Source organism: Malaciobacter halophilus (assembly GCF_002837275.1).
In the GTDB taxonomy this organism is placed as follows: Bacteria; Campylobacterota; Campylobacteria; order Campylobacterales; family Arcobacteraceae; genus Malaciobacter; species Malaciobacter halophilus.
Genome location: NZ_NXIF01000034.1, coordinates 15,311 through 28,621 on the forward strand (window position 1 = coordinate 15,311; position 13,311 = coordinate 28,621).

Below are 13,311 nucleotides of genomic sequence, written 5' to 3' on the forward strand. Positions count from 1 at the left end.
AATAAAAACAGATTATCTTTTTGAGAATTGTGTAGATTTTCTTGCTTTTTTTCTTCCGTATTTTTTTCTTTCAACGCTTCTAGCATCTCTTGTTAATAAACCATAAGGTTTTAAAATAGCTCTAAATTGCTCATCATAAGCAACTAAAGCTCTTGAAATACCGTGTCTTACAGCATCAGCTTGTGCAGAATATCCACCTCCAAGCGTTTTAACTACGATATTTACAGAAGTTTCTTGTTTAGATACTTCTAGTGGTTGCATAACTCTTTTTTTAATTGATTCAAGACCACCTAACCACTCATCTAAAGATTGACCATTGATTGTAAGTTGACCATTACCATTCTCTAGCCATACTTTAGCTACAGCTGATTTTCTTCTTCCTGTTGCGTAAACTTTTGCCATTAGTCTTATCCTTTAATTTGCGCAGTATGAGGGTGCTCAGAACCTGCATATACTTTTAATTTTTTTAACATGTCTTTACCAAGTTTTGTTTTTGGTAACATACCTCTTGTAGCTAATTTATATAACTTCTCAGGGTTTTTTTCAAACATTTCAGACATTTTGTGAGTTTTTGTACTACCAAAATATCCTGAGTGAGTATAATAGTTTTTAGTTTCTAGTTTTGTTCCAGAAAATTTAGCTTTTGAAGCGTTAATAATTACAACGTAATCTCCGCAATCTACGTGAGGAGTGTAAGATGGTTTATGTTTACCTCTTAAAATAGTAGCTACTTCAGTAATAATTCTACCAAATACTTTATCAGTTGCATCTACTACTATCCAATCTCTCTCGATTTCATTAGCTTTTGCCATTTGAGTAAATTTCATTTATTTCTCCGATTTGATTAATGAGGTGAAATAGTATTCTAAATAAGCTTAATAACAACTTAAATTAAGTCATGTTTAATATTTTATTATAAATTCCGAACCAGAATGAAGTTTACTTCTTACTTCAAGTTTAAAATTATGTAAAGATAAAATAGCTTGAACTATAAATAAACCAAGTCCCAATGAGTTATTCCAGCCATTTTTCGAGACTCTATAAAATTTTTTGTTAATTTTATTTAAATCATTTTCTTCTATTCCAATACCTTTATCTATTATACTTATAGAAGAGCTTGATAATTTGATGATTACATCATCTTCTGAATATTTAAGTGCATTTTCTACTAAATTACTTATTGCCATTTCCATAAGTGTTTCATCAACTTTTAGATTTATATCTTCACCTTCAATTGTAATATCATGCTCTTTGTATTTATCTTGTAAATCAGAAACTACAGCTTCACAAAGTTTTTTAATTGAACAGTTTTGTGTTGTTACTTGTTGTTTACCCTCTTCAAGTTTCAATGATAGTCTAAGTTTATCTATAATATTAGACATTTTATCGCCATTTGATTTAATCTTATTTAAAAATTTCTCTTTCATGCTATTAGGTAAATCAGAATCACATAATAAAGTCTCGCTATAACCAGAAATTATTGCAATTGGATTCTTAAACTCATGGGAGATTGCAGAGATTATCTCATCTTTTTGTCTATTTGCAAGTTTTAATTTTGCTGTTTGTTTTGCTTTTTGTTTCTCTTTTTTAGCTAATTTGGCTGCAACTTTGTTTAAAAATCTAGCTATTTTATTAAACTCTTGTGTATAGTTTGAACTAATTTGATAATTAGGTCTTTTTTCACTTAAATCTATAAGAAATTTTAAAATTGAGTCTGTCTCTTTTTTTATTTTTATACTAATAAAATAAGTAGCAAAGAATGCTAAAATTAAAAATATAGTTATTATTGCAATAATATGAAAAGATAATCTTAGAAAATTCTCTTGAATTTTATCTGTATAATCTGCAAGTCTTATATAATAAGTTTTATCTTTTAATTTAATTTTTTTTGCTACATATAAAAGCTCTTTATTTAAAGAGTCTGAAAATCTAATTGTTTTGCCAATTCCATCATATTTTGCATGAATTATTTCAAATCTGTCTTGATGATTTTCCATAGAGCTTTTATCTTTATCACTTTCTACTATTACCTTTCCTTTTTCATCTATTATTGTAATTCTTAAATTTGTTCTTTTTTTAAACTCATTTACTACTTTTTCAATATCATTAATATTATGTAAAACCAATGAGATTGAATCAATATTTTGAGAAAGGTTTTTTTCTATTTGGTTCATATAGATGTTTTTTGACCAAAAATAAGTAGTAAAACTTATACTTAAAAAAATAAGAAAAAATATTCCAATAAAGGTTCTTAAAAATAGTTGATGAATTTTTAACAAAAGATATATCCTTCACCTCTAATAGATTTTATATACTCTTTTTCTCCATTAGGGTCAATTTTTGCTTTTAATCTTTTAACTGCAACATTTACTGTTTTTAGTTTTTTATCAAAAGAGTCTTCCCAAACAGTGTTTAAAAGATGCTCTCTTGTCATTAATATATCTTTGTTTTTTATAAATTCTAAAAGTAAATCATGCTCTAAGTGAGTTAATTCAATAGCTTTATCATTAATATAGAATTTTTTATTTGTTGCTTTATATACTATATCTTTTACTTTTAAAATCTCTATATCTTTAGATGTTCTTTTTAAAACAGCTTTAACTCTAGCACTAAGCTCTTTTAAATTAAATGGTTTTGTAATATAATCATCTGCATAAGCATCAAATCCTTCTAAAATATCCTCATCTTTGTCTTTAGCTGTTACATAAATTACAGGATTTGTGTAACCTTTTGCTCTAATTTCTGATATGAAAGTAGTTCCATCAACCCCAGGTAGATTTCTATCCATTAAAATTAAATCTATATCTTCTTCATCTAATATTTTATCAATTACTGGGTTTACATTTAAACATCCAATTGTATCGTAACCCTCTTTTTGTAAAGTATATTCTAAAAGTTCTAAAATATCTTCTTCATCTTCAACAATTAAAATTAATCTATTTTTCATTACTTTCTTCTTTTAATATAATCTCTTTTTTACCTGGAGAATATTTTATAGCAAGTATTCTAAATATAAAGAAAATTAAAATTACAAATAATAAAAATATTATTGTAAAGTAGTCTTTTTTTGCATGTGAAGTATAAATTATAACATCTCTAATTAGAAAAATTATAAAAATATCAATAACAAATCTTAGGCGTAGTTTTGCTTTTTTTATAAAATCAGAAATCATTTTCATAACTTCCATTATTACAATGAATTCTAACATTAAAACAATTATTTTTTGAAACTCAAGATTTGCAGCAAGAATTATAATAAAAATAATACCTGCTGCTAAAAATTCGTAGTTATTCTCAAAGTAGTTTTTAATTCTTTGTATAGCTTTTCTCATATATTTATTGTTCGATTTCTCCACCTACATGGGCAAATACAATTAAATTTGCAATACTTGTAGCTCTATCTGCACATTTTTCTAATCTTCTTAAACTACTTAAAAGATTAAAATAGTCTTTTGAAAGCTCTTGGTTTTTACTTATTAATTTTAAAATATTTTTTTCAACCATTGCATATAAGTCATCAGTTTTACTCTCTTCTACTAATACTTTATTAAAGCTCTCTTCTACAACTTTTTCATCATACTCATCTAGCATACCTAGTGTAATCTCAAGAGCACTTACAGCAGCTTTTTGTAATGGTATTGCATACTCTAATATTGTTGCTTCATCTAACTCTTCTGAAAATGATTTTCTAAAAGTCTTAATAAAAGTTTTTGAGTTTGTTCCTGCTCTTACTAACTCATTTGTTATTTTTAAATAAGAAACCATTTGTCTTAAATCTTTTGCTTCAGGAGAGTATAAAGCAAGAGTAGTAACTATCATATTATCTATTTCATTAGATTTTGAAACTAATCTTTTTAGTGATAAATCAATATCTTTTAATAACTCAATTTCATTATCTTTTAAAGCTTTTAATGAAGTTTTATTAGCTTTTAATACAATCTCTCCAATCTGCCTTATTTCATTTTTGATTGTTTCAATCTTTTCTTCATATGTTTTTAACATTATCCAAACCTTCCTGTAATATAATCTTCTGTTTTTTTATTATTTGGATTAACAAATATTGTTTCTGTTTCATCATATTCTATTAATTTTCCTAAGTGGAAAAATGCTGTATAGTCTGCAACTCTTGCTGCTTGTTGCATATTGTGAGTAACAGTAATAATTGTATAATCTTGTTTTAATTCTAGCATTAAAGCTTCAATTTTTTCTGTTGAGATAGGGTCAAGTGCTGAGGTTGGCTCATCCATTAAAATAACTTCAGGCTTTACAGCAATTGTTCTTGCAATACATAATCTTTGTTGTTGTCCCCCTGAAAGAGAAGTTCCTGGTTCATTAAGTTTATCTTTAACTTCATCCCAAAGTCCAGATTTTTTAAGTGATGTTTCAACTAACTCATCACACTCTTTACCTTTTCCAACAATACCATGCTTTAAAGGTGCATAAGCTACATTGTCATATATTGATTTTGGAAAAGGGTTTGGTTGTTGAAAAACCATACCAATTCTTTTTCTAACGCTTACTTCATCTACATCTTTATCATAAATATTTTTATTATCAATTATTACTTCTCCATCAATTTTTACAATTGATATTAAGTCATTCATTCTATTTAAACATCTTAAAAAAGTAGATTTCCCACACCCTGATGGTCCAATTAAAGCTGTAATTTTATTTTTATATATGTTTACATCTATATTATGTAAAGCGTGGTTATCTCCATACCAAAGGTTTAAAGAGTTAACATTTACTTTTACTTCATTATTTTTAATTTCTTTGCTCATTTAATATTTCCTACCATTTAACTTCGAATTTTTTTCTTAAATAAATTGCTAGTGCATTTAATGAAATTAATACACTTAGTAATACAATAATACCAGCAGCAGTTTTTTCTATATACATTCTTTCAGGCATACCTGCCCATGTAAAAATTTGTGCAGGCATTACTGTTGCTGCTTGAGTAACCATTGATGGTGCATCTGGAATAAATGCAATCATACCTACAATAATAAGTGGTGCTGTTTCTCCCATGGCTTGTGCAAGACCAATAATTGAACCTGTCATAATTCCAGGAAAAGCTAATGGTAAAACATGATCTTTTGTTACTTGAATTTTAGTAAGACCTAAACCATATCCTGCTTGTCTAATCGAATCAGGAACACTTCTTAAAGCTGCCCTTGAACTTACAATGATAATTGGTAGTGTCATAAGTGCTAATGTTAAACCACCAACTAAAGGTGAACTTCTTGGTAAACCAAAAAGATTAATAAAAATTGCTAGTCCTAAAAGACCAAATAGTATTGAAGGAATGGCAGCAAGATTATTTATATTTACTTCTATAATTTGAGTAAATTTATTATCATCTGCAAACTCTTCTAGGTAAATAGCAGTCATAACACCAATTGGAAAAGCTACAAGCATAGTAATAATTAAAGTTAATACGGAACCTATAATTGCTGATTTTAAACCTGCATATTCAGGAGTTTTTGAATCTCCATTTGTAAAAAAGATTTCATTAAATTTTAATTCTGCTTTTCCATAAGCTTTCATATCATCAATTAAAGCTCTATCTTTTCTTTTAAGTTTATAGTAGTGTCCTTTTAGATATTGGTCAACTTGGTCGTCTGCTAATACCCAAGTAGGAATAGTTTTTCCTAAAAGTTTAGGATTTGCTTCAATCATATTTGGAACTTCTCTTATCCATGCTCTTGAAACTACACCTCTATATTTTCTATCAATTGATTTTCTATAATTTTTTATTGCTGCTTGACTATAAGTTACATCAACTAATAAATAAGCTTGCTTAAATGCAGGAGTTCCTTTAGTCACAATATCTGTTAAAAAAAATGCTAAAAATGCAATTGAAAAAACTAAAGACCCAAGTGTAAACCTTTTGAATCTTTTAGAACTTCTATGTCTACTTTTTAAAGTAGGGTCATAAAATGGATTTTCTTCTTTTTTCTTTTTGTTTCTTCTAATAATCATAATGTATTCACTTTATATTTTTCTTTGAATTTTCTAATTAACGTTAATGAAATAACATTTAAAGCCAATGTTACAACAAAAAGTACAAGCCCAAGAGCAAATGCAGATAGTGTTGCAGGAGAGTTAAAAGCTTGGTCTCCTACTAATGCATCAACTATTCTAACTGTAACAGTAGTCATATCTTCTAAAGGATTTATTGATAAGTTTGGTCTTAATCCTGCTGCCATAACAACAATCATTGTTTCACCTAATGCTTTAGATAAACCAAGAAGTGAAGCAGAGATAATACCTGGCATAGCTGATGGTAAAACAATATTTTTAATAGTTTCACCTTGTGTTAGTCCTAATCCTAAAGATGCTTTTCTTTGTGAATCTGGAACGGCTCTTATTACATCATCACTTAAAGAGGCAATTACAGGAATAATCATAATTCCCATAACTACTCCAGAGGCAAGTGCTGAATTAAATGATGCTTCAAGACCAATTGCAGCAGCAGCTTTAACAATCATAGGAGCAATTGTAATTGCTGCAAAGAAACCATAAACAACTGTTGGAATTCCTGCTAGAATTTCAAGTAAAGGTTTAAGAGCATTTCTTACTTTTCTTGAAGCATATTCACTCATATATACAGCACTTCCTAAACCAATAGGAATTGCTACTGCCATTGCAATTATAGTAATTACAAATGTACCTGCAAAAATAGGAACTGCGCCAAATTTACTATTTGCAATTCCTGGTGACCATTCAGTACCAGTAATAAAGTACCAAAAACTTCTTAATTGGAAAAATTCTATTGCTTCAAAAAGAATAGAGAATAAAATTCCAAATGTAGTTAGAATTGAGATAATAGAAGCAGTAATCAAAAATATCTTAATTATCTTCTCTTTTATCTGTGTGGATTTATTTCTTGTCTCAAAGGGTGTCAATACATTTACCTTTATCTATAAAATTTTAAAAATTCTATAAAATAAAGGTTACAAAATGGTTACATTAGAATAGAACTACCAAGTGGCGCATCTGTTAGCTTAGAGTCTTTTTTTATTTTTCCTAAGATTTTATCAAAATTTGATTGATTAGAGTATTTTGTAATCTCAATAATTGCTGAACAAACACTTAAAAGTTTAAACTCTCTATTTATTCCAAATCTATCTTTTGTACTTATAAAACCTTTTTTCTTATCCTCTTCATTATATAAGCTACTTACACTTTGTTTAAACTCTTGTTGAACTTGATTGATTTTTTTGTAAACTTTTTCGAACTTTTTACCCCTAAATCCTACGAAAAAATCATCTCCTCCAATATGAGCAACAAAAGCACTTTTTCGAAGAGATTTTTGTAAAAGTTCTGAAAAAATAAGTATAGCTCTATCTCCTTGTCTAAAACCATAATAATCATTAAATGGTTTAAAATCATTAAAATCAAAATATACTATGTGAGTTACTTCATCACTTTTAAAACTATTTTGTATAAATTTGTCTATTTGATTATTTCCAGGTAGTTTAGTCAAAGGATTTTGATTCTGTGCAATTTCTAGATTTCTTTTGTATGAAAGAGACAAGAGATTATTTACATTAATAAAACCAATATATTTATTACTCTTAGTTACAAAAATCCCCTTTGATTCATTGCCTCTTAAATTAAACATTTCTAATGTTTTATCAATTCCCCAAGCTACTTCAATTGATAAAGAAGGCTTAATATAACTACTAAGTTTTGATTTAAAAGATACATTTTGAGCAAGAGATAGTCCATATTGTGAGTATGAAAGTTTTTTTATATCAACTTCATAAATAACTCCTAAAAGTGTTTTATACTCATCAATTATAGGAACAAAATTATTACTAGGAAATTCTTTAAAATATAAAAAAAGGTCATGTAAGTTTGAGTTTATACTAAGTGGCTCTATATACTCAATATAATCTTTATCTATTAAATTATTTGTTTTATTTCTTCTATCATTTTTAAATAGATTAGGGATATTTTCATATGTATGCTTTATATGTAATATATTAAGTGTAGGTTTTGAGATTAAGAAACCTTGAATATAATCAATATTAATATCTTTACAAGTATAGTACTCAGCTGTAGTTTCAATACCCTCAGCTATAACTTTTATTCCCATTACATGAGCCATATCAACAATAGAAGAGCAAAAGAGTTTTTTTCTTGAATCTTTGTTTATATCTCTTATAAAAAATCTATCTAGTTTAATATAATCTGCCTCACTTAAATAAAGAAGTTCAAGTCCTGAAATTCCAGTACCAAAATCATCAATTGCAATATTAAAACCTTCACTTTTATAATTATTTAACATTTTATTAACCATAAGTTTATTTTGCATTGAACCATTTTCTGTAATTTCAAAACAAATAGCACTCTCTTTAATATTTAGCTGTTTTAAGATTTTATTTGTATTTCCTTTTTCAAAGTCTGGCATATAAAGTAATCTATTATCCAAGTTATAAAATAGCTTCAAATCTTCTATTTTAATATGATTAAATTTTTCAATAGCCTTTTTTCTAAGAATCAAATCAATCTTGTATAATATCTTTTTATCAAAAAAGTTATCAAATAAATCAGGAATTGATTTAAATCCTATATTTTGATAGCCTCTAATTAAGGCTTCAACTGCAAAAAGTTTTCCTGTTCTAGTATTTACAATTGGTTGAAATGCATAATCTAGTTTATCAACAATTATACGAAAGTCATCTATATTTTTTTTTGCAGTGGACATTTGAAGACCTTTGTAGTTATATATATAGATCTTTTAGTAATTTGTTCGCGAAAATATGTAAAGACCTATATTTATAGCTAGTAAAAAGAGGAAGGAGAGATTCCTCTTTTTTAATTAGTGTTTTAAAGAGTCTAAAGTAACTTTTTCTCTTTTTGTTACACTTGCTTTAATAGCTGCTCTTTTTGCTTTTGGTAATGGAATAAGCCCAATTTCTGTTAAAATTCCTTCTTCACCAATCATCATATCATCCATAAACATTTTTACATAATCTTTCATTGCTGGAACATCTTTCTCATGAGAGTTTTTAATGTAGAAAAATAGTGATCTTGAAATTGGATATTCACCAGATGAAATTGCATCAGGAGTTGGCATAACACCGTTTATTTTTGCACCTATTAATTTATCTTCATTCTCAACTAAAAATGAGTAACCAAAAATACCAAAAGCATCTTTGTTTTTATTTAATTTTTGAACAATTAAATTGTCATTTTCACCTGAAGGAACATAAATACCATCTTGTCTAACTTTGTGATATTTTTTGTATGCTTTATATTTTTTCTTGTCTTTTTTGTATAATGAAGTATATTCATCCATTTTTTTAAATGTAGCTTTTAAAACCATATCTTCAAATGCATCTCTTGTTCCTGAAGATTTTGGAGGACCATAAATAATAATCTCTCTATTTGGTAATGAAGAGTCAATATCAGACCACTTTTTATAAGGGTTATCTATAAGTTTCCCATTTTTACCTGGAACTTCAGCTGCAACTGCTAATGCTAATTGTTTTTTTGTAACAGAAAATGGCTTATTTGAGTTTGATTGTGCAAATGCAATACCATCAAATCCTATAACTGCTTCAGTAATATCTGTTACACCATTTTTCTCACACATTTTGAACTCTTTTGCTTTCATTCTTCTTGAAGCATTTGTAATATCAGGAGTATTCATACCGTTTCCAGCACAAAATAGTTTCATACCACCACCTGAACCAGTAGATTCAACAACAGGTGTAGGATATTTAGTAGTTGCACCTAACTCTTCAGCAACTGCTGAAGCAAAAGGATATACAGTTGATGAACCAACCATTTTTATTTGATCTCTAGCACTTAAACTTACAGTCAATGCTGCACTTGCAAGAATTGCTAATGTCGTTTTCTTAATTGTCATGTTTTATTCTCCATTGATGTTTGATGAAGAAATTGTATAATTAGTTGGTTACATTTTGGTTACTAAATTGTAATTTAGCTAAAATTTAATAAGTTTTTAGTGTAGAAATGAAAAGAGTGATAATTTATATATCACTCATCTCCATAAGTTTTGTTTGGTAATCAGCGATTAATGGATCTATTATTTCATCAAATAATCCATCATTCATTATGTACTCAAGTCTGTAAAGTGTAAGGTTAATTCTGTGGTCTGAAACTCTATTTTGTGGATAATTATATGTTCTAATTCTTCCACTTCTGTCTCCAGTACCAACTTGGGCTTTTCTATCTGCACCTTCTTGAGCCATTTGTTCTTGCATTTGTAAGTCATAAAGTCTAGCTTTAAGAACTTTCATTGCTCTTTCTTTATTTTTATGCTGTGATTTTTGGTCTTGATTTGTTACTACAAGTCCACTTGGAAGGTGAGTAATTCTTACTGCACTATCTGTTGTATTTACAGATTGACCTCCATTACCACTTGCTCGCATAACATCAATTTTTAAGTCATTTGGGTTGATTTCAATTTCAATATCATCAACCTCTGGCATAACTGCAACTGTAATTGCAGATGTATGTACTCTTCCTTGTGACTCTGTTGCTGGTACCCTTTGAACTCTATGTGTACCACCTTCAAACTTTAGTTTACTATAGGCATGGTCACCTTTTACAAGTAGTACTAGTTCTTTATAACCACCAGCTTCACTCTCACTAGAGTTCATAACTTCAACTTTCCAGCCATTATTTTCTGCATATCTTAAATAGGCTCTAAATAAGTCACCTACAAAAATTGCAGCTTCATCTCCACCTGTTCCAGCTCTAAGTTCCAAGTAGATGTTTTTATCATCATTTGGATCTTTTGGAATCATTAAGACTTTAATCTCTTCTTCAAGCTCAGGTTTTTTAGCTTCTAGTTCTCTTAGCTCTTCTTTTGCAAGTTCACCTAACTCGGCATCTTCTAAAAGCATTTTATTTTCTTCAATATCTTCAATTATTTGAATATATTCATTAGCTTTTTTAACGATTGGCTCGATTGATGATTGCTCTTTAGATAGTTCTGTCATCTTTTTTATATCAGATGTAACATCTGGTGAGATTAACAGCTTGTTAATCTCTTCATATCTATCTATAAAAGGCTGTAGTTTTTCTTTTGTCATATTTGTATGTATTATTTAATAGAGTAAGTATATAACCTTAGGATTATATAGCATTTACTTTAGTTTGTAATCTACTAACTTTTCTTGCTGCATTTCCTTTTTTTAATACACCTTTACTTACGCAGTGGTGGATATATTTGTTTGCAGCTTTAATTGCTGAAGCAGCTTTTTCTTTATCATTTGCTTCTACAGCAGATAATACATCTTTAGTTAAGTTTTTAATTCTTGTTTTATAGAATCTGTTTCTTTCAGTTCTAACCTTTGTTTGTCTAGCTCTTTTTTCAGCAGATTTGTGATTTGCCATTTTATTTTAACCTCTTTATAAAAATTTTAAGGGTAGAATGTTACCTAAAACAACTTTAAATTAAGTTTAAATTTAGGAAGATTTAATGAAACTATTTGGAACTGATGGTGTTAGAGGAAAAGCTGGTGAGTTTTTAGATGCAATTACAACAATTAAACTTGCAATGGCTGCAGGAATATTTTTTAGAAAACATTCTACAACAAATAAAATTTTAGTGGGAAAAGATACGAGAAGAAGTGGATATATGATTGAAAATGCACTTGTATCTGGATTAACTGCTGTTGGATATGATGTAATACAAATTGGACCTATGCCTACACCTGCCATAGCATACTTAACTGAGAGTATGAGATGTGATGCTGGGATTATGATAAGTGCTTCACATAATCCTTATGATGATAATGGAATTAAATTTTTTGATAATCATGGAAATAAACTAAGTTCAAAATGTGAAGCAGAGATTGAAGAGATTTTTGCAAATAAAGAGTATTTGAATTCACAACAAAAAACAGGAAAATCAATAGGTTCTTCAAAAAGAATTGATGATGTAATTGGAAGATATATCGTTTCTATAAAAAGCTCATTTCCAAAAGATTTAACTTTACAAGGTATAAGAATTGTTTTAGATTGTGCAAATGGAGCAGCTTATAAAGTTGGTCCAACAATTCTTGAAGAGCTAGGAGCAGAAGTTATTACAATTAATAATTCTCCTAATGGTTATAATATAAACGATGATTGTGGAGCACTTCATCCTAAAAATGTGGGAAAAATTGTTTTAGAAACAAGAGCTGATATTGGTATTGCACTTGATGGGGATGCTGATAGATTAGTAGTAATTGATGAAAATGGAGATGTAGTTTCAGGAGATAAACTAATTGGTGCTTTATGTACTTACTTAAGTGAAGAAAATCTTCTTGCTGGAAATGCTTGTGTTGCTACTGTTATGAGTAATCAAGCCTTAGAAGATTATTTAGCAAAACATAATATTGAGCTTCAAAGAAGTGATGTTGGAGATAAGTATGTTTTAGAGGGTATGAAAAACTGTTGTTTAAATTTTGGTGGAGAACAAAGTGGGCATATAATATTCTCAGATGTTGCTAAAACAGGAGATGGTCTTGCAAGTGCATTACAAGTATTAGCTATGATGGTTAAAAGTAAGAAAAAAGCAAGCGAAGTATTAAACCCTTTTGATTTGTATCCTCAAGTATTAAAAAATATTATTGTAAGTGAAAAAAAACCTCTTTCAAAACTTGAAGGTTTAAAACAGTTACAAGATGAGATTAAATCAAATGGAATGAGGGATTTAATAAGATATTCAGGTACTGAAAAAAAATTGAGAATTCTACTTGAAGGTAAAGATAAGAAATTAGTAGATGAATATATGCAAAAATTAGTGGAGTTTTTTAAAGATAGATTATGAATAAAACACTACTAATGGTTTTTATATTTTTTGGTATATTTTTTATAGACCAAGCTGTTAAATACGCTTTTGTTTTTCATAACTGGGGAGTAGAAGGAAGTTGTTTATCTTTTCAACTTGCATATAATTATGGTGTTGCTTTTTCAATGTTTTCTTTCTTAAAAGAGTACTTAAAATATATTCAATTAACACTTATTTTAATTGGAATTATCTATCTTTATTTTAATAAAGAGGTTTTAAAAGAGTATTCTTTTTCAATAACACTTTTATTAGCAGGTGGTTTATCAAATATTTTAGATAGATTCACTTATGGAGCAGTTGTTGATTATATATATTGGCATTGTGGTTTTGAATTTGCAATTTTTAATCTAGCAGATATGATTATTAATTTAGCAGTTGCAATTATTATATATAAACAAATATGGGGTAAAAAAGAGCAAAAAGCTTAAGCTTTTGTAAGGTTAACTTTTTTTTAGATATAATCTTGCGACAAATTATATATTAAGTAGGTA

15 protein-coding genes are annotated in these 13,311 nt (G+C 28.1%); 2 read left to right on the forward strand and 13 right to left on the reverse strand.

Annotated elements, in window-relative coordinates; all coding sequences use genetic code 11:
* Positions 1 to 12: 12 nt before the first annotated feature.
* The 13 genes from rpsI to rpsT form a co-directional block, all read right to left on the reverse strand.
* Positions 13 to 402, reverse strand: coding sequence for a 30S ribosomal protein S9 (rpsI, locus tag CP960_RS09135; RefSeq protein ID WP_101185111.1), 390 nt, complete (start codon positions 400 to 402; stop codon positions 13 to 15).
* Positions 403 to 407: 5 nt separating this feature from the next.
* Positions 408 to 827 carry a 50S ribosomal protein L13 gene (gene rplM / locus CP960_RS09140; RefSeq protein ID WP_101185112.1) on the reverse strand — a complete coding sequence of 140 codons (420 nt, stop codon included), beginning with the start codon at positions 825 to 827 and terminating at the stop codon, positions 408 to 410.
* Positions 828 to 902: 75 nt separating this feature from the next.
* Positions 903 to 2,279: a sensor histidine kinase gene (locus tag CP960_RS09145; protein ID WP_101185113.1), complete on the reverse strand. Its 1,377-nt coding sequence runs from the start codon at positions 2,277 to 2,279 to the stop codon at positions 903 to 905.
* On the reverse strand, positions 2,273 to 2,947 hold the full coding sequence (locus CP960_RS09150; RefSeq protein WP_101185114.1) for a response regulator transcription factor: 675 nt from the start codon (positions 2,945 to 2,947) through the stop codon (positions 2,273 to 2,275). The genes CP960_RS09145 and CP960_RS09150 overlap by 7 nt, the downstream gene beginning before the upstream one ends.
* Positions 2,937 to 3,332 carry a phosphate-starvation-inducible PsiE family protein gene (locus CP960_RS09155; RefSeq protein ID WP_101185115.1) on the reverse strand — a complete coding sequence of 132 codons (396 nt, stop codon included), beginning with the start codon at positions 3,330 to 3,332 and terminating at the stop codon, positions 2,937 to 2,939. Before CP960_RS09155 ends, CP960_RS09150 begins: the two co-directional genes overlap by 11 nt.
* A 4-nt stretch (positions 3,333 to 3,336) precedes the next feature.
* Positions 3,337 to 4,002, reverse strand: a complete 666-nt coding sequence (locus CP960_RS09160) for a phosphate signaling complex PhoU family protein (protein ID WP_101185116.1) — start codon at positions 4,000 to 4,002, stop codon at positions 3,337 to 3,339.
* The gene (pstB, locus tag CP960_RS09165; RefSeq protein ID WP_101185117.1) at positions 4,002 to 4,781 is read right to left on the reverse strand and encodes a phosphate ABC transporter ATP-binding protein PstB; all 780 of its coding nucleotides are present in this window, start codon (positions 4,779 to 4,781) and stop codon (positions 4,002 to 4,004) included. The genes CP960_RS09160 and pstB overlap by 1 nt, the downstream gene beginning before the upstream one ends.
* 10 nt (positions 4,782 to 4,791) lie before the next feature.
* Positions 4,792 to 5,982 carry a phosphate ABC transporter permease PstA gene (pstA, locus tag CP960_RS09170; RefSeq protein WP_101185118.1) on the reverse strand — a complete coding sequence of 397 codons (1,191 nt, stop codon included), beginning with the start codon at positions 5,980 to 5,982 and terminating at the stop codon, positions 4,792 to 4,794.
* The gene (gene pstC, locus CP960_RS09175; protein ID WP_101185119.1) at positions 5,979 to 6,908 is read right to left on the reverse strand and encodes a phosphate ABC transporter permease subunit PstC; all 930 of its coding nucleotides are present in this window, start codon (positions 6,906 to 6,908) and stop codon (positions 5,979 to 5,981) included. Before pstC ends, pstA begins: the two co-directional genes overlap by 4 nt.
* A gap of 59 nt (positions 6,909 to 6,967) precedes the next feature.
* Positions 6,968 to 8,716 carry a GGDEF domain-containing protein gene (locus CP960_RS09180; RefSeq protein WP_228152048.1) on the reverse strand — a complete coding sequence of 583 codons (1,749 nt, stop codon included), beginning with the start codon at positions 8,714 to 8,716 and terminating at the stop codon, positions 6,968 to 6,970.
* 114 nt (positions 8,717 to 8,830) lie between these two features.
* Positions 8,831 to 9,877: a PstS family phosphate ABC transporter substrate-binding protein gene (locus CP960_RS09185; RefSeq protein ID WP_409454882.1), complete on the reverse strand. Its 1,047-nt coding sequence runs from the start codon at positions 9,875 to 9,877 to the stop codon at positions 8,831 to 8,833.
* Positions 9,878 to 10,007: 130 nt separating this feature from the next.
* Positions 10,008 to 11,075 (reverse strand): peptide chain release factor 1, encoded by a 1,068-nt coding sequence (gene prfA, locus CP960_RS09190; RefSeq protein ID WP_101185121.1) that lies wholly within the window; start codon positions 11,073 to 11,075, stop codon positions 10,008 to 10,010.
* Positions 11,076 to 11,118: 43 nt separating this feature from the next.
* On the reverse strand, positions 11,119 to 11,379 hold the full coding sequence (gene rpsT, locus CP960_RS09195) for a 30S ribosomal protein S20 (RefSeq protein WP_101185122.1): 261 nt from the start codon (positions 11,377 to 11,379) through the stop codon (positions 11,119 to 11,121).
* Between the two features lie 85 nt (positions 11,380 to 11,464).
* Between rpsT and glmM the strand changes: the two genes are divergently transcribed.
* Positions 11,465 to 12,799: a phosphoglucosamine mutase gene (gene glmM, locus CP960_RS09200; protein WP_101185123.1), complete on the forward strand. Its 1,335-nt coding sequence runs from the start codon at positions 11,465 to 11,467 to the stop codon at positions 12,797 to 12,799.
* Positions 12,796 to 13,248 carry a signal peptidase II gene (gene lspA / locus CP960_RS09205; RefSeq protein WP_101185124.1) on the forward strand — a complete coding sequence of 151 codons (453 nt, stop codon included), beginning with the start codon at positions 12,796 to 12,798 and terminating at the stop codon, positions 13,246 to 13,248. Before glmM ends, lspA begins: the two co-directional genes overlap by 4 nt.
* Positions 13,249 to 13,311 lie beyond the last annotated feature (63 nt).